The organism is Hymenobacter defluvii (genome assembly GCF_017589435.1).
In the GTDB taxonomy this organism is placed as follows: Bacteria; Bacteroidota; Bacteroidia; order Cytophagales; family Hymenobacteraceae; genus Hymenobacter; species Hymenobacter profundi.
In genome coordinates this window covers 382,645-400,075 of record NZ_JAGETX010000003.1, presented here as the reverse complement: position 1 = coordinate 400,075, position 17,431 = coordinate 382,645, and the positions used below count along the sequence as shown (strand labels likewise).

Here is a 17,431-nt window from a genome sequence, read left to right as displayed (position 1 = left end):
GGACGCTTTCAGCCTATTTGATATGAAAATTACCAGGAACAAAGCAGTGTGGGCGCTACTGGCGAGCCCACTGTTCTTCACGGCCTGCGACAAAAACGATGAAGGGCAACTGGAAGGCGCATTGCCGTCGCCCAGCTTCACCAGCACCGTCAACTCGACGCAATTTCCCGTGAAGGTTACGTTTAATAACACCAGCGAAAACGGTTTCATCAACGAGTGGGAATACGGCGACGGCACTACCGGAACCGGTTCACCTTCCACGCATACTTACAACACGCCTGGCACTTATAAAGTACGCCTGCTAGTATCGGGAAAGGGTGGTTTTGCCCAGACATCGCAAACCGATGTGGTAGTGCCTTCGGCCTGCGGCAACACCGGCTTTTCGGCGCTGGTAGCCTGCAACGGCAGCGCACCCTCAGCGCGCGTATGGACATTTTCTAGTGCAGCCGGCGCCATTAAACGGCTGGATGCCAACGACAACGTTACGTCTTCATCGGCTGCCAACGCCCTGGCTTCTTGCCAGGCCGATGACCAGTTCAGCTTTAGTGGTAGCTCTTTCACCTACACGTACACAGCGAATAATAAGTGTGGGAATGCTGAAGCCAACGCCTCGACCAGCTTCGTGTATAAGCCGGGTAGCAATGGGCTAGGCCAGCTGACTCTGGGTAGCAGCAAAGCCTTCATTGGTGAGCAAGTGGCCCTGAGAGACAGCACCTATACCATCGTAGAAGCCAGCAGCACGGTTCTACGCTTGCGTGGTACACTGGCAAATGGCACCAAAACAGAGGTAACGCTGGTACCCTTCGATGCCGTAACCCGCGTGAAGCAGTTGCTGACGGGTGGTACCCAGAAAACCTGGATGCTCGACAACTCGGTGGAAAAGACCATTACGGTAGGTACGGAGGCCAAGCCAACTGACTACTACGCGGGTGGTGCGGCTGGGGCTTTGCCCGCCTGCCAGGCCGATGACGAGTTTACGTTCTCTGCTACCGATGCGTATACCTACAATGCCAAGGACGAAACCTTTGTGGCTGGGAAAGATGGTGTGCCTGGTAGCTGCCAGGCCGCTCGCTCGGGTACTTCAGCCTACACCTTTGGCCCGGCCGATGGTGCAGGATTAGCCCAACTGGTATTTGCCAAGGCGGGTACGTTCATAGGTATCACCGATGCGCCGGATCTGACGTACCGCATCCTGTCTATTACGGATAAGAACATGGTAATACGCGCCGGTACGGGCAAAAACAACGGCACCGTATTCGACATCAAGTTGATTGCCAAATAGCTTCTTGTGCCGGATGAACTGGTTCATCCGGCATTTGCTTTTCTCTTCGTATGAAAAACCACCTGATTCCCACCCGCTCTTTCCATTTCTGCAAAGCCGGGGCCAGCGCACTGCTGGCCCTGAGCTTACTGGCCTGTACGGAAGAAAAAAAACCGGATATTCCGGCGCCTACCCCTGATCCAACCAGCACCACGGCCAATGCGGAGGCCAAGGACTACACGCAATACACCGAGTTGATTTGGAGTGATGAGTTTGACGGTGGCGGCGCCGTGGACCAGACCAAATGGACCCAAGAAACCGGTGGTAATGGTTGGGGCAACAACGAGCTACAGTATTACACCAACTCTACGGAGAACTCCTACGTGTCGAGTGGTAACCTGATCATTGAAACCAAGAAGCAGGCGATGAGTGGCCGCGACTATACCTCGGCCCGACTCATCACCAAAGGCAAGCAGAGCTTCACTTTCGGCCGCATTGATGTGCGGGCGAAGCTGCCCAAAGGGCAAGGCATCTGGCCCGCCATCTGGATGCTGGGTAGCGACATCGACCAGAACAACTGGCCGGCGTGTGGCGAGATTGACATTATGGAGCTGCGGGGGCACGAGCCAAACAAGGTACTCTCTACCATGCACTATGGTAGCAACACCGCTACCCATCAATACAAAGGTTCGGAAACCACACTCGCCAGTAGCGATTTCGCCAACGATTTCCACATTTTCAGTGTGGTGCGTAGCAGGGATAAAATCCGTTCTTACGTGGATGGACGTGAGTTCTATTCCTTTACGGCTAGCGATATTTCGCCTTATGCATATCCGTTCAATAATCCATTTTTCGTGATTCTGAACGTAGCGGTAGGAGGCAATTTCTTGGGCAATCCTACCCCAGAGACTATCAATACAACCTCTTTCCCTCAGCAGATGCTAGTGGATTACGTGCGCTTCTATCAATACAAATAAGGTGTAGGGTAGCCCACTTGATAGTAGAGGTAGGAGCGAGGTTTATTATTCTATAAAAATGTTTAGCCTGCATTGTCATATGCCATCATTAATAAACAGATTAGTAGTGACTTATGAGGTTGTGTCTGCTTGTTTAGCCTTGAAGCAGGGTGACTGTAGCAAAAATAGGCACCGTTACTACATGTAGAAATATCCGTGGTGTGGCATGTCTACACTGGGTTTCCGGGAGCCGGTTCCGCTTGTTGTTAGGGTAGCGGGCCGGCTCTTTTGAAGCTGGCTTTCCGCGTTATTCAGCGGAAATGTTGGAAAAAACCGGGTAATTGCGTCATTCTTCCAATTATTCTTTCATTCATGGCTGGTCTTCCACAATCCAATTCACCAACCCTTGCTGTTGACAACCTCCCTGATGGAGGTAAAAGTTACACCTCAGCACTAGCTTCTCTAACGGTCCTGTTTTTCATGTGGGGATTTATCACCTGCCTGAACGACATCCTGATTCCCTTTCTCAAAGTCATCTTCGGACTCAGCTACGCGCAGGCCAACCTGATCAATTTATGCTTCTTCGGGGCATACTTTCTGGTGAGCATTCCAGCCGGTAAGCTGGTAGCACGGGTAGGCTACAAAAACGGCCTATTGATTGGGCTGGTGATAGCAGCCATAGGTTGCTTCTTGTTTTATCCCGCAGCCGGCAGCAGAGCCTACGCATTGTTCTTAGGGGCCTTGTTTATTCTGGCTTCTGGCATCACTGTCTTGCAGGTAGCCGCAAATCCGTACGTAGCCATTCTGGGCAAGCCGTCGTTGGCTTCGGCCCGCCTCACGCTCACGCAGGCATTCAACTCGCTGGGCGTGTTCATCGCTCCGTACATCGGCTCCATCCTCATCCTATCGCATTTGCCCGAGCTGGACAACGTAGCCCCCGAAACGATTGACATTGGAGCGTTGCAGATTCCCTATCTGGTATTCGGTGGTATTTTGCTGTTCGTGAGTATCTTACTGAGCCGGCTTAAACTACCGGTTATCGCACACACTACGCCCGATGGCTTCTCTGCTGCCGACATGGGCCGGGCATGGCACCGCCGTCACCTAGTGCTCGGGGTGATTGGTATTTTCACCTACGTGGGTGCCGAGGTAGCCATTGGCTCGCACATCGTCAACTACCTCAACCTGCCCGATGTGATGAATATGACGCCGAAAGAGGCGGGCATTATGCTGATGTTCTACGGCGGTACGGCCATGGTAGGACGTTTCCTAGGCGCGTATCTGTTAGGTCGCTTCCCTACGGGTCGGTTGCTGGCCATCAATGCAGTAGGAGCAGTACTATTGATATTGCTCTCCGTAAGCTCGACCGGCGAGGTAGCCATGTGGACACTACTAGCTGTAGGCTTTATGAACTCCCTGATGTTCTCGGCTATTTTCACGTTGGCAGTGGCCGACTTGGGCTCACTCACAGAAGAGGCTTCGGGCTTATTGTGCACCGCCATTGTCGGTGGCGCGCTCATTCCGCCGTTGTTTGGTCTAATAGCTGACTACCAGAGCCTGCGCTTAGCTTTTATCCTACCTGCATTGTGCTACGCCTACATTGGATGGTATGGTTTGAGCGGCCACAAGCAAAAAACTGCTTAACGCTTTGCTAAAACGAATTAGCTGTACCCAAAAGAAAATCCCCGGTGCCATTGGCACCGGGGATTTTCTTTTGGGAGAAACAGCGTTACTCCGCGCTGGTAGGAGCTGGAGCCGGGGTAGACGCAGCCGAAGCATCCGGGGCCTGACCTTCTGGCCGTGGCCCACGGCCGCCGCGGTTGCGGCCGCCACGCTTCCGGCGGCGTTGTCCCTCGCGTGCCGCCTCATTAGTGCCGGTAGCGTCTGTAGTAGCTCCTTCCGGGCGGGGTGCGCGGGAAGGGCGGCTACTGGTGGCTTGTGTCGGCGTGGTGCCATCAGCAGCCGGGGTAGGGTTGGCCTGATCTTCCCGGCGCGGGCCACGGCCGCTACGGTTGCGCCGCTCTGCACCTTCGCCGCGGGGCCGGTCGCCTTCACGACGAGGACGGCCACCGTCGCGGCCGGAGCCGCCACGTCCATCGCGCCCACCTAGTTTGCCGCGCAAGCCGCTGAAGCGCTTGGGGTCAAACTCGGGCGCTTCGCCCAGGCCCAGCTCTTCCGTGATGTTCTGTTTCTCTACCTCGCGCTCCAGCAGCTTCTCAATCTTCACTACACGGTCCTGGTCTTGGTCGGAGATGAAGGTAATGGCCGTGCCAGTGGTAGCGGCGCGGGCCGTGCGGCCAATGCGGTGCACGTAGTCCTCGGCAGCGCGCGGGATGTCGTAGTTCACCACGTGGCTCAGCGAGTCGATGTCGATGCCGCGGCTGAGCACGTCGGTGGCTACCAAGATAGGGAATTGCTTGTTCTTGAACTCGCGCATGATTTGCTCGCGCTCTTCCTGCGTACAGTTCGAGGAAATGCCTTGCGCCACGTAGCCCAGCTTATTGATGCTGCGCACAATGCCGCTCACGGCCGCCTTCTGCGATGTAAACAGCACCATGCTCTGCACTTGCTGGTTCTTCAGGATATGCTCCAGCAGGTAGATCTTCTGGCGGTCGAACGCCATGTAGAACTGCTGATTGATGCCCTCCGCCGGCTTCGATACGGCCAACCGGATTTCTTCCGGCTCTTGCAGCAACTGCTTCGAGAATTCCTTGATTTTGTTGGGCATGGTGGCCGAGAACAGCAGCGTCTGCCGCTCCTTGGGCAAGTGCCGCACAATGCTCAGAATGTCATCAGAGAAACCCATGTCCATCATCTTATCGGCCTCGTCGAGCACCAGATAATTGAGCTGGTCGAACTTCACGTAGCCCATTTGCATGTGGGCAATCAGGCGGCCGGGGGTAGCAATAATGATGTCGGCGCCGCCCGTGAGGGCGCGCTTCTGCTGCTCCCAACCCTCGCTTTTGCCACCGCCGTAGATGGCAATGCTGCTGGCCTCCACAAAGTAGCCGAAGCCCGTCACCTGCTCATCAATCTGAGTAGCCAGCTCGCGGGTAGGCACCAGAATGAGGGTGCTGGTGTGCGTGTGCTTGGCGTGCGAAATCTTGTCGAGCAGCGGAATGAGGTAGGCGGCAGTTTTGCCGGTACCTGTCTGAGCGCAAGCAATCAGGTCTTTGCCTTCAATAATTTTGGGAATGGCCTGTTCCTGAATGGGCGTGGCCTGTAGGTAATTCATGGCATCCACGCCGGCCAGCAGGTCTTCGTGGAGATTGAAATCGTGAAACGTCAAGGGACAGCAAATATGAAGTGAAAAACAGGCTGACCTTGCGTTTCCGGTCAGCAAACAGCGGGTATTGTGGTAAAGGTACGGCATTTGTGCGGTTGGGCGCGTACACAAAACCAGGATGCTACGCTTGTGAAACGCGGATAGCTCCGCAGAAATTCCTCCTATTCAATACCATCGTATGGCGCCGCTCGACCGTTTCTCCGCACAAGCTGCTCAGTACGCGCAGTACCGTATCGACTACCCTCAGGAACTATATACCGAGCTGCTGGCTGGCCTGCCGTCCCGGCAGCGCGCCTGGGACTGCGCCACCGGCAACGGCCAGGTAGCCACCGAGCTTGCCGGGTATTTTGCGCACGTAGATGCCACCGATAGCAGCGCAGCTCAACTAGAAAATGCTACCCTGCGCCCCAACATTACCTACCAAGTAGCCGCCGCCGAAGCAACGCCCTTCGCCGACAATACCTTCGACCTGATAACCGTTGGGCAGGCTGTGCATTGGTTTGATTTTGAAGAGTTTAATGCCGAAGTGCAACGCGTGGCCCGGCCGGGTGCTATCCTTGCAGAGTGGGGCTACCAGCTGGCTCAACTACAGGCTGATCTGAACCCTGTACTAACGCATTTCTACGCCGATACCATGCGCCCGTATTGGGACGACAACCGCTGGCACATCGACGACCAGTACGCCCGCATTCCCTTTCCGTTTGGGCAGGTGCAGCACCGCACCTACCACGTGCGCCGGCACTGGACGGCCGCTTGGTTTTTGCAGTACTTGCGCACGTGGTCAAGCGTGGTGAAGTACGAGCAGCAACACGGCACCGACCCCGTGCTATTGATCGAAGAAGAAGTGGGGCGGCGCTGGGGCCAAGGGGAGCGAGAAGTGGTTTTTCCGGTGTTTCTGCGGCAGGGAGTGGTAGAGAAATAGAGGTGGAGAAAGGAAGAATTTACCGAGGCTTATACAGAACCGGTGCGCATAGATTGGCTTGATTTTGTATACTAGCAACTCGTGCCTACCTGTTTTTTTACCGCTGTGCGGTATTTTTCATCCTAACGCGTCGTTCGGTCGGCGCTTTCTCTTATGGACGATACGCCCCGCTCTACCCCGCCTGCTGCCTTTAGCCCCGAGCAACTGCCTACCCCTGCTGTCACCGAAAGCGCCACTGCGCCTACCCCCAACACAACGGCCGCAACGGAAGAAGAAACGCCCGACCGCCTGGGTCAGATTTTTGACGGCCTCAAGCAGAAATCCTCAGCCAAGCAGCTCATCTACCGCAATACCATTGCTACATTTGATCTGCTGCGGCAGGTATCGCAGGAGCTGGTGGTGGAGCTGAGCCGCAAGATTTCGCCCCTCGATTCGAGCGTGGTGGTGGAGTACCGGCCCATCAACGACATGGAGTTCCATATCAAGTTTTCGGGCGATTTGCTGGTGTTTGTGCTCCACTCCAACATCGTCACCTTCCCCGACGACTACGGCCCGATGAACACGGCCTACGTGGAGGCCGATTTCCGGCGGCGCTTTTTTGGGCACATCATGGCCTACAACTTCATGGCCGACAGCGTGAAGTACCAGCGCATGAACGACCCCGGCTACCTCGTTGGGCGCCTACTCGTCAACATCGACAATCATTACTTCCTGGAAGGTGTGCAGCAGCTGGAGCTACCCGACCACGACATGGCTGCGTCGCCCATCACCCCAGAAATGCTGCGCCTGTTCGTGGAAAGCGCCATGATTGCGGCCGTCAACAACGACCTCATCGCGCCTCCCATGAATGAAATCAAGAAGATTACCGTCAAGCAGAAGATTGAAAATCAACAAGTAAGCCGTGGTAGTAAAGTCGGCTTTAGCTTTTCCCACCAGCAACACCTCGGTGAGGGATTAGTGTACTAAGTAGTGAGAGAGCGAAATAGTGAAGTGGTGAAGTAGGAAAACGTCTGCATCCTGAGCACAGCGAAGGACCTTATCAAGTAAGCACGACCATTGTATTAATGACTCGTTCTAGCGTGATAAGGTCCTTCGCTGTGCTCAGGATGACAGGCGTTTTCCTACTTCACAAACTCTACACTTCACTATCTCACCTGATATCCTACCTTCTCGCGCACTTTGTTGAGGATGGTGCTGCCGTAGGCCTGCGCTTTGCGGGCGCCTTCGGCGAGGCGGGCGTCTATTTCGGGAAGGTTGTTCATGAAGTAGGTGAACTGCTCGCGCTCGGTGGCGAATCGCTCCCAAATTAGCTCGTACAGAGCCGTTTTGGCGTGGCCGTAGCCGTAGCCACCGTTCAGGTAGTTGGCGCGCATGTCGGCAACTTGCTCTGGGGTGGCCAGCAAGGAGTAGAGCTTGAAGGTGGTGTCGTTGTCGGGGTCTTTGGGGGCCTCCAGGGGCGTGCTGTCCGATACGATGCTGCGGATGGTTTTAAGCAGCGCTTTGTCATCCACAAAAATGTCGATGATGTTGCCGTAGCTCTTGCTCATCTTTTGGCCGTCGATGCCGGGAATAGTCATCAACTGCTGATCCACGCGGGCCTGGGGTAGCACGAAGGTTTCGCCGTAGCGGTTGTTGAAAGCGCTGGCAATGTCGCGGGTGATTTCCAAGTGTTGAATCTGGTCTTTGCCCACGGGTACTACTTCCGCATCGTAGAGCAGAATATCGGCCGCCATCAACACGGGGTAGGTAAACAAGCCCGCATTCACATCCGAGAGGCGGTCCGATTTGTCCTTGAAAGAGTGCGCATTGGCCAGCATAGGGTAGGGAGCAAAGCACGATAGGTACCACGTCAGCTCCGTTACCTGTGGCACGTCGGACTGCCGGTAGAACAGGTTTTTCTCCGTATCGAAGCCGCAGGCCAGCCACGCGGCCGCCACAGCGTAGGTGTTCTGGCGTAGCGTGTCGGCGTCGCGCACGGTAGTAAGCGAGTGCAGATCAGCAATAAACAGCAACGACTCGTTGGTGCTGGTTTTCGACAGCTCGACGGCCGGAAGAATGGCGCCCAGCAGGTTGCCCAAGTGCGGGCGGCCGGTGCTCTGGATGCCAGTGAGAATACGGGACATAGAGTTTAGCTATTAGCTACTAGCTGTTGGCTGTTAGCTTTTTCAGGATGATGGATGTGTTAGCTAACAGCCAACAGCTAGTAGCTAACAGCTCAAAAATTACACGCTCACGTCTGCCGCGGCTTCTTCTTGTAGCTCCTCGGTTTTTTCCTGGCCCAGGTAGCGGTCAATGAGGCCGTGGGCCAAGTAGAGCACCGGCGTGAGCAGAATGGCTGCTGCAAATTTATACCAGTAGTTGGTGTTGGCAACGCGTAGCACCTGCGCAAAGCTCCAATTACCGAACAGGTAGAACGCCACATACAGCACCACAAACGAGTCAACGAGCTGCGAAACGAGCGTGGAACCCGTAGCGCGCAGCCACACGTAGCGCCCCTTAGTAAGTCGCCGTAGCCACGCAAAAATGGTGGCGTCCAGCACCTGCCCAATTCCGAAAGCCACTATAGAGCCCGTGATGATGCCCAGGCCCTGCCGGAAAATACTCTGATAGGCAAAGTCGATATCAAATGGCCTACCCTGGGCGTCGGTGCCGTTCACCTCCAGCCAGAACTTAGCCGGTGGCAGGTAGGTGGTAGCCAGAATGATGAAGAACGCGTACAGAATCAGCCCCATCGTGAGGAAGCTCACGCGAAGCACGCCCGCCTTGCCGAAGTACTCGTTGATGATATCGGTGGTGATGAAGACCACCGGCCAGATGAGTACGCCGGCCGTGAGGTCGCCGGGCAGGGTAGGGGGTAGACCGAGTAGGGCATTGGCAGAAAATATCTTGACGCCAATAATTTCTGCCAGCAGAGCATTCACAATGAAAATGCCGCTGAGAACCAGGTAAAGCTGTTGTTTCTTCTTCGCCATAAAGGCGGGCAATAAGGTAGAAATCAGTACGGGAATTCTGTAGCGAGACTATTCGCCCGGCTACTTCGACAAAAATATCGTTTTGCCTTCTTTGGCTGATTGCCGGGCCGCATCCAGAATCTCTACCACGATGAGGTTGGTATCCAGCGACGATAATTTATCTTCCTGAATATCGCCCCGCACCACGGCGGCCAGGTAGGCAAACGGCTCATCGTACGGGGCCTTCGGGGCTGCAATAGTCAGCTCCTGCGGTGCGGCTTTTTCGGTAGGGCGCACGCGTAGCTGGCGACTGTCGAGCGCGAAGACGGCGCCGGTCTGCCCGTAAATTTCCATGTCTTTGCGGGAGTAGGGCCAGTTCCAGGATGCCTGAATGATGCCTTGCGCGTGCGGGTAGGTAACCACAATCGTGGCCTCGTCATCCACGCGCGGATATACCTGCGGCTGCAAGTGCTGGGTCACGGCCGTCACCGACTGGGGCCGCTGGCCCTGCATCAGCCAAGTCATCAAATCGGCGCCATAGCAGCCAAAGTCGATCAGCGCGCCGCCGCCGTTCTGCACTGGGTCGGTCAGCCACTCCAGAAACTCTGGGTTCACGTTGATGGCTTTTGGGCCCTGGTGGCCGTCGTGCACCACCATTTTGCGGATGTCGCCGATGGTTTTTTGCTGCGTCACTAGCTCGTAGGCCCGGTGGTTGGTGCCGTACCAGCTGGTTTCGTAGTTGGTGAGCAGGTGAATGTGGTGCTTGTTCGCCAGGGCGGCCATCTGGCGGGCGTGGTCTACGCTTACGGCCAGGGGCTTTTCTACCATCACATGCACGCCACGGGGCGCACAGGCCTGCACCACGGCTAGGTGGTCGTAGATGCTGGTGAAAGCAGTGACAGCCTGAGGCTTGGTCTTCACCAGCATCTCTTCCAGGGTAGGGTAGACCAGCTTCATACTCAAGCCATACTGCTTGGTGAGGCGCTGGGCTAAGTCGCGGTTGGGCTCCGCAATACCTACTATCTCCACATCGCCGCGTTGGGCGCGGCCCAGCAACACGTGCACGTGGGCGTGTGTGAGGCCCGCAATGCCTACGCGTACGGGTGCAGGGGCAGAGATAGTGGCATTAGCGGCGGCAATGGAGCCGAGCATCAGCAACACAACTAAAAGAATGGTTCTGGGCATGGGTGGGATAGAAAGAAGGTGCTTATGAATACATTAGAACGTCATGCTGAGCGGAGTCGAAGCATGACGTTCTTGTTCGCTTTTCAAATTTTATAAGCTCACTGTTTTGCCTTCTACACCCAATTCCGTATTCGGGAACACCGCCTGAGCCTCAGCAAGTAAAGGCGCCAAATCGCGGTAGCGCGACGAAAAGTGCCCGATAAGCAGCTGTTTTACTTGTGCCTGTTTGGCTAGCAAAGCGGCCTGATGGGCGGTAGAGTGGTAGGTAATGGCCGCTCGCTCCCGCATCTCATCCGAAAAGGTAGCCTCATGATAGAGTAAGTTCACGCCGTGCAGCAGCGGCGCCAGGCCCGGCAGGTAGAGCGTGTCGGAGCAGAAGGCGTAGCTGCGCGAGGGGGTAGGGTCGGTGGTGACGTCGGCGTTGCGGACGAGCTGAGCGTTCGTGTCCGGGTCGTACACGTCTTCGCCCTGCGTGAGGGCGGTAAGCTGAGTCGGCGTGAGGCCAGCAGGCAATTGCTCCTTGATAAGGTGGCGGCGCTTCGGCTTCTCCCGAAACAAATAGCCGCAGCACGGAATGCGGTGCTGCATGGGCAGCGTGTGCACCGTCAGTTGCTTGTCCTCAAAAATCTGCTGGTGCTGGGTGGTATCTACCGCCGTAAATAACAACTCAAAATTAAGCCGCGTGTGTGAGTAGCGAAACTGTGTGGTCAGAATCTCATCGAGGCCGGGCGGGCCGAAGAGTTGCAGCGGCTCGGTACGTCCGTGCAGGTGCATGGTGCCCAGCAGCCCGAACAATCCGAAAAAATGGTCGCCGTGCAGGTGGGAGATGAAAATCGTGTGAATGCGCGGGTGCCGGATCTTATACTCCAACAAGCGGCGCTGCGTGCCCTCACCGCAATCGATCAGGTATTGGCTAGCGCCTACCGTCAGGAGTTGCGCCGTGTGGTGGCGGTCCATCACGGGGGTGGCCGAAGCACTACCGAGTATTTTTAGTTCGAACTCCAAGGAATAGCTGGTAGCTGATAGCCGCGTTGGCAGATAGCTGCGGCCAGAGAGTTAAAAATACGAAAGCTGCTGGCCGTTAGCTGTCAGCGGAAAACTAACAGCTAGCAGCCAACAGCTATCAGCTAAAAAACGCGCTATTCTTTGTTGGTCAGGTCGCGCTCGATGGCGTGCAGGAAAATGCGGTCGATGCCTTCCTCTACCGTGGGCAGAATATGTAGTACCGATTCCAGCTTGGAAATGGTGATAAGCTTCATTACGTGGTCTTGCAGGCCGGTAAGCACCAGCAGGCCGCCCGTAGAGTTGCACAAGCGGTTGGCAATCAGAATAGAGCTGAGGCCCGACGAATCGGTGTATTTTACGTTGCTCAGGTCCAGAATCAGGTTGTTGGTGCCTTCGGCATTCAGCTTCACAAATTCCGACTTCAGATCGGGCGCAACAGTAGTGTCGAGCTTCTTCTCGTCAATCGTAATTATGGTGTAGGTGTCCTTTTTATCAATCGAGTACTTCATACCGCGTGTTTCGGTGGTTAAGGGAGTTGCGAAGGTAGGAAAAAAATGTTCGAGACGGAGAGAAGAAAGATACGGGAAAGATAGCAGAATTTTAATAACCAGTTGGACCTGCCGTACCAAATGTGAGCGAAGCCCAGGTGCTGTGCCAGTCGGCGCGGGTGTGGTCGGGGAGGGCGGCCATACGCACCGTGCTCAGCAGATAGCTGCCGGGAGTGGATAAGCGTAACAAAATCCGGCCGCTAAGGTTGCTGTAAAGACGCGAAGCTTTGGGTTTTTGTCCGGGCGGGCGCTGCCACACCTGCACCAACGCGCCGGTTACGGGCTGCCCATCTTGCACCACGCGTACCGTGAGCACGGCGCCTGGCCGCAGCAGGTAGGGGTTTTGCTCGGGTATCAGCTCCAGCGGCAAGCCCATGGGGCGGGCATAGGCGCGAGCCGTATCGCGGGAATTTACTTTGCCTACCTGTACCAATGTTTTGGCGCACCGCCGGTAAGCCTCCCGAGCGGGTTTCGTTAACTCGTTGTGTTGCTGGCGCAGTACCAACACATTATCGAGGCCTTCTTCTTTGAGGTAGGTATTGAACTGCTCGGCCGTTTGCTCCAAGTAGGCGTCGTTGGTAGCCAGCGCCACTACGTGCGTGCCGGGTTGGGCGAATGTGAGGGCCGTTTGCAGCGTGTCGGCCTGGGTGGCGCTGGTAGTAAGATCTTCGGTACCGGCCGGACCGGCGTGGATGAAACGCGTAATGCGGCTGCTTTTGCCTGCCCAGCGCTGGCCAGTGAAATTTTCGCCTACCCAGGTTTGCAGGTTGATTTTCTGACCAGCTGCCACAAAATAGTTCGGCGGCGCTAACCAAAATTCATGCGCAGCCGCCAGAAGTGCCGGCGTGCCGATAACTATAGTAAGAAAGATGCTTTTCAGCGAAGGCCGCATACGGGCAAATAGAGAGAAGTGAACACTACCGCCTAGGCAGCGCTCCGAAGAACGTGTGCCACCTAGGCGGTAGTGCATCTAAGTTTGTAAAAAATGATGTGCAGGAGATGAAGCTACCCTACTTGTTCTTTAAAGCGTCATTTCTCTCGCTGGTTGAAATGACGCTTTAGCAGTCGAAAGGACTACTCGCCTAAAACCGCTCCAAGGCCAGCGCGTAGGCGCGGTCATAATACACCCGCAGGTTTTTCCAATCGAACAGCTCCGAGGAGTTTTCTACCCGGTTGCGCTGGGCAATTCGCTCGCGGCGGTTTTGCAGCACGAAGTTCCAGAGCATATCCGTCAACTCTTCGGCGGCTTCGTGGAAAGAGCGCTCTTGGCGGTGCACCACATAGATGCCCTTGTCTTCGTGGTCGGATACGTGCTGCATCACGTAGTCGCCGAAGCCGGAGAGGTCGGAGGTAATGGCCGGCACGCCGCGCGCAATGCACTCCAGCGGCGTGTAGCCCCAGGGCTCGTAGTAGCTTGGGAACACGCCCAAGTGGCAGCCGCGCACAAACTGCCCGTACTCCATGCCAAATAATGGTGAGGTAGGCGACACAAAATCGGGGTGATACACCATCTTCACGCGGTCGTGCTGGTAGTTGAGCAGGTTGGCGCGGCGCATGAAATTCAGGATATCATCATTCTGGTCATCAATCAGGTTGTGGGTGATGATGGAGGGTAGGGCGTTGGTTTTCCAGCTTTGCAGGGTGCGGCGGTAGCGCAGACGCCAGTAGTCGTCTACCATAGCGCTGAGGTCGGGGAGGCGGTGGTCGGAGCCGGCGGCAGCGGCGTAGAACAGTCGCTCGCCTACCTGCTCCTGAATGGCCTCGCAGGTTTCGCGCACCTCGTCCAGAATAGCGCGGTTTTGCAGCACCAGCGGGTTGATGCTGGTGAAAGGTCGCTTCGTGATAAAGAACATCACCACGTTGCCCTCCAGGCCACTCTGTTGCAGGCGGTAATTAAGCCGCGCCAGCGCTTCCAGCGTCAGGTCGAAACCCTTGTTGTGGTACTCGTAGCGGCCCGAGGTGAACAGGTACAGCGTGTTGTCCAGATCAAAAGAATAGCTCTGGAAAAAGTGCGCCATCACAAACTCGTTGATCTTGTCCTTGTACTGCTTGTGCAGGTTCTGGAACTCGTGCAGGGCCACAAACCGCTCAATGTTGAGGCCGTTGGGCAGCACCGCATCGGGGAACCGGTCGAGCAAGTAGATGCACTCGCGCACCGTCAACTCGCTCACGGTGGTAAACACATGCGAGCCGTGCGCGGCGGCGCGCTCGATGCTCACAGCCGTTTCAATGTTGAAATGCCGCGCCTCGGCCAGCCAGTCTACCTGCATCAGGTGCTCGTAGAAGTTGGGGTCGTTCATGGCCAGGTAGCGGCCCAGCAGGGTAGCGTGCGTGGTAAACACGATGTGCACCGGCACCTGATCGCGGCGCAGATCGGGAATGGCCACGCCGGTCATCCACTCGTGGAAGTGCGCAATCACGCGGCGTGGCGGCACCACTTCAGCGGTCAGAATTTCAATGAAAATCTTCGCCAGATGCCCAAACGCCTCTACCTGGTGCAGGAGGTCGTCGTTGTCGGGGGTAGGGATGCCGTGGTGGTGCCACAGGTCGCTTTTGATGTTGCCCAGGTGGCCGTACACCTGAAATGGGTTGATGAGCACCGTGCGGGGCCTACCCGTCACCAGCCACACGCCGTACTGCACATCGTAGCCCCGCTGCCGCATCTGGCGCACGGCCCCGGCAAAGGGGTCGGAAAGGAGCGTCAGCTGCATATCATCGAAGGGCTCAAACTCGCTCTGGGCCTGTTGCGGAAAGTAGGGCCCCAGCAGGCAGTACCGGTCGCCCCATCCCTGCACGGCGGCGGGTACCTTGGAGCGAATTACGGTGTAGATGCCACCTACCTGGTTACAAACTTCCCAAGCAGATTCGACAAGCAGGGCGTCTAGGGCAATGGCATTGGAATTGGTACGGGTGGGGTATTGCATAAAAGGAAAGAGTAGCAGGGAGGTGTATGGTAGGAGTACGGGCAATATAGCGGGGAGAGTTGGCAGAAGCGGCAACAATTTCCCAATTCCGAACAGATTATCTACTCATTAGCAACCATTGGCGCGTTGGATTGTGGCATTCGACAGAATGTAAGCGACTCCAGTACAGGTAGAGCTACACAGGAAAAGTAGCCTGACTTTCTATCTACTTACAAAACGCAACGCAAAACGCCTACCCCAACATTGAAGCAGAGTAGGCGTGTTGCGTTGCAGAAATAAGGCTGCTGTTACTGCGGATTCTGCGAGATAATCAGCACGGAATAGGGTGCTAGGCCAAAGGTGCCGTAGTAGGGTTGGTCGTCGTAGATTCCTTCCTCTGCGTGCGTGCCAGTGCTCTGGAAGTTGCCGAATTCCTCGTCATACCCTTCCCAGTCAGAGTTGAAGCGCACGTGCCATTCGCCGTTGCGAGGTAGGCCGATGGCGTAGGCATCGTAGGCTTGGTTGGCAAAATTGGCAATGACGATGGTTGTATCGCCGGGGCCGCCTTGGTCGCGGCGTGCAAAGGCAATGACTTTGTTCTCGTTGTTGAGGTGGAACACATCCACGTACTGCCCCATCAGGCCGCGCGTGTTGCCGTGGAAGTTGCGGCGCAGCGCTGCCATGTCGCGGTAGAGCTGCACCAGGCCGCTGTGCTGCTCGGCGTGTTCCCAGTTCAGGGGGGCATCGTCGGAGAAGAAGCCGTCGGCCAGCATGGCCTGCCCCTGAAATACCATGGGAATGCCCGGCGACGTGAAAACCAGCGCGGCGCCCAGGGTAGCCCGTTTCTTCGGAAACCACGTGTGGGCGTTGCCCGGCATAATCTCCTCGGTCACGCGCGATTTGCCGTTGGCTACCTCGTCGTGCGACTCGGTGTAAATAACGCGCTGAAAAGCGTCGCCATTATACACTTTGGTAATGGCCGCGGCCACGGCGTGCATGTCGCGCTCCTCATCGGAGTAGGCCGTGATGGCGTGGCGAATGGGATACACAAAGGCCGAATCCCACTGCGTGGAGAAGCCCTGGCCGCCGTCCTCGGGCATGCGTGTGATGTAGTCGTTGCCTAGCAAGTCCTCGGCAATGGTAATCTTCCAGGGCATGCGCTGGCGGATTTCCTCGTTGATCCACTTCATCAACGACCAGCCATCGGGTAGGTCGCGGGAGGGGTCCTCGGAGCCGTCTACGTTGCGAATGTGGGAGATGGAGTCGGCCCGCAGCCCGTCTACGCGGTAGTCTTCCAGCCACATCAAAGCGTTGTCGCGGATGTAGTAGCGCACGGCGTCGCGGCCGTAGTCGGGGCGGTTGTGGCCCCAGGGCGTTTGAGCGCGCCAGTCGTTGTAGAAGTAGATGCCGCCGCCGTTGTCTTCCGACCAGCCATCAAACTGCCACAAATCCAGGTCGCCGGGGCCAAAGTGGTTGTACACCACGTCCAGAATCACGGCAATGCCGTGGCGGTGGGCCTGCTTTACCAGCTCTTTGAAGGCTTGCGGTCCGCCGTAGTCGGTTTCCAGGGCAAAGGGATGCGCGGGGTTGTAGCCCCAGGAGCGGCCGCCGGGAAACTCGGTGGCCGGCATCACCTCAATGGCGTTGATGCCCATCTCGCGCAGGTAGTCCAGCTTGTCAATCACGTCGTAGAACGTGCCTGGCTTCTCAGGGTCGGGGGCGTTGAAGGTGCCCACGTGCAACTCGTATACAATCAGCTCGTTCCAGGCGGGCATCTGGAAATTATCATCTTCCCAATCGAAATTCGGGTCGAGCACCACCGAGTTGCCGGCCGAGTGCGTTACCTGGCGGGCGTAGGGGTCGTTGCGCTGTAGCTGGCCGGTAGGCGTATCCAGCCAGAATTTGTACTCTGTGCCGGGGCCAAGGTCAGCAAAATCGGCGGCCCAATAACCGTCAGTTTCGTGGCTAAGCGGGTGCGACTCGTGGTTCCAGTCGTTGAAGGGGCCTACCAACGCAACGGCCTCCGCCGAAGGTGCCCATACGCGGAAGGTGGTGCCGTGCTCGTGCGGAATGGCGCCCATGCCGGGCTGGAGGGGGGTAGGAGTAGAGGTTGGAGCGGGAGAAAGGTCAGTTTCAGGCATAATGGTTCGAGAGAAATCCCAAAGGAAATGTGAGCCTTTAACTGTCCAATTTTCGTTTAGGTTGTGCTGACGAGGTTGGCGGCCCAGCGCGTGCGTCAGAAATGCTGCTTGCAGCCTAATAGGCGAGGGTTTGGGGCGATTCCCAAGCGCGTGCATTGTTTGAGCGACGCAGGTTTGAACGGCTGCTTTAGGAAGGGTAGGCGTGCCCGTTCTTTCCACAAAATTGGCCGGGAATGAACAAGGCCGTTTTGGTGTTGGTTTACTTTTGCCAGA

The 17,431-nt window shown here is 56.4% G+C and carries 14 protein-coding genes; 5 read left to right on the top strand and 9 right to left on the bottom strand.

The genetic code is table 11. The features are described 5' to 3' along the window. Positions 1-22: 22 nt before the first annotated feature. From J4D97_RS08585 to J4D97_RS08575, 3 genes are all read left to right on the top strand, one after another. Positions 23-1,282 (top strand): PKD domain-containing protein, encoded by a 1,260-nt coding sequence (locus tag J4D97_RS08585; protein WP_185280732.1) that lies wholly within the window; start codon positions 23-25, stop codon positions 1,280-1,282. Positions 1,283-1,332: 50 nt separating this feature from the next. Continuing rightward, the gene (locus J4D97_RS08580) at positions 1,333-2,238 is read left to right on the top strand and encodes a glycoside hydrolase family 16 protein (RefSeq protein WP_208307208.1); all 906 of its coding nucleotides are present in this window, start codon (positions 1,333-1,335) and stop codon (positions 2,236-2,238) included. Positions 2,239-2,697: 459 nt separating this feature from the next. Further along, positions 2,698-3,861, top strand: a complete 1,164-nt coding sequence (locus J4D97_RS08575) for a sugar MFS transporter (RefSeq protein ID WP_243900212.1) — start codon at positions 2,698-2,700, stop codon at positions 3,859-3,861. Between the two features lie 85 nt (positions 3,862-3,946). On the opposite strand, the gene J4D97_RS08570 is transcribed toward J4D97_RS08575, so the two are convergent. Beyond that, positions 3,947-5,452: a DEAD/DEAH box helicase gene (locus J4D97_RS08570; protein ID WP_208307245.1), complete on the bottom strand. Its 1,506-nt coding sequence runs from the start codon at positions 5,450-5,452 to the stop codon at positions 3,947-3,949. 229 nt (positions 5,453-5,681) lie between these two features. Between J4D97_RS08570 and J4D97_RS08565 the strand changes: the two genes are divergently transcribed. Continuing rightward, positions 5,682-6,425: a class I SAM-dependent methyltransferase gene (locus tag J4D97_RS08565; protein ID WP_208307206.1), complete on the top strand. Its 744-nt coding sequence runs from the start codon at positions 5,682-5,684 to the stop codon at positions 6,423-6,425. 153 nt (positions 6,426-6,578) lie between these two features. Continuing rightward, positions 6,579-7,391, top strand: a complete 813-nt coding sequence (locus J4D97_RS08560; RefSeq protein WP_243900211.1) for a hypothetical protein — start codon at positions 6,579-6,581, stop codon at positions 7,389-7,391. Between the two features lie 179 nt (positions 7,392-7,570). Here the strand turns inward: J4D97_RS08560 and trpS are convergent, their stop codons facing one another. From trpS to J4D97_RS08520, 8 genes are all read right to left on the bottom strand, one after another. After that, positions 7,571-8,548, bottom strand: coding sequence for a tryptophan--tRNA ligase (gene trpS / locus J4D97_RS08555; protein WP_208307205.1), 978 nt, complete (start codon positions 8,546-8,548; stop codon positions 7,571-7,573). 99 nt (positions 8,549-8,647) lie between these two features. Further along, positions 8,648-9,397: a queuosine precursor transporter gene (locus J4D97_RS08550; RefSeq protein ID WP_208307204.1), complete on the bottom strand. Its 750-nt coding sequence runs from the start codon at positions 9,395-9,397 to the stop codon at positions 8,648-8,650. A gap of 60 nt (positions 9,398-9,457) precedes the next feature. Beyond that, positions 9,458-10,561 carry a Gfo/Idh/MocA family protein gene (locus J4D97_RS08545; RefSeq protein WP_208307203.1) on the bottom strand — a complete coding sequence of 368 codons (1,104 nt, stop codon included), beginning with the start codon at positions 10,559-10,561 and terminating at the stop codon, positions 9,458-9,460. A gap of 90 nt (positions 10,562-10,651) precedes the next feature. Then, on the bottom strand, positions 10,652-11,566 hold the full coding sequence (locus J4D97_RS08540; RefSeq protein ID WP_208307202.1) for a ribonuclease Z: 915 nt from the start codon (positions 11,564-11,566) through the stop codon (positions 10,652-10,654). 134 nt (positions 11,567-11,700) lie between these two features. Continuing rightward, complete coding sequence (locus J4D97_RS08535; protein ID WP_208307201.1) at positions 11,701-12,075, bottom strand: STAS domain-containing protein; 375 nt, start codon at positions 12,073-12,075, stop codon at positions 11,701-11,703. A gap of 91 nt (positions 12,076-12,166) precedes the next feature. Further along, a complete protein-coding gene (locus J4D97_RS08530; protein WP_208307200.1) occupies positions 12,167-13,006 on the bottom strand; it encodes a DUF4198 domain-containing protein in 840 nt (279 codons plus the stop codon). Positions 13,007-13,196: 190 nt separating this feature from the next. Beyond that, positions 13,197-15,038 carry a glycosyltransferase gene (locus J4D97_RS08525; RefSeq protein WP_208307199.1) on the bottom strand — a complete coding sequence of 614 codons (1,842 nt, stop codon included), beginning with the start codon at positions 15,036-15,038 and terminating at the stop codon, positions 13,197-13,199. A 287-nt stretch (positions 15,039-15,325) separates the two neighbouring features. Continuing rightward, complete coding sequence (locus J4D97_RS08520; RefSeq protein ID WP_243900210.1) at positions 15,326-17,158, bottom strand: alpha-amylase family glycosyl hydrolase; 1,833 nt, start codon at positions 17,156-17,158, stop codon at positions 15,326-15,328. Between the last annotated feature and the right edge of the window lie 273 nt (positions 17,159-17,431).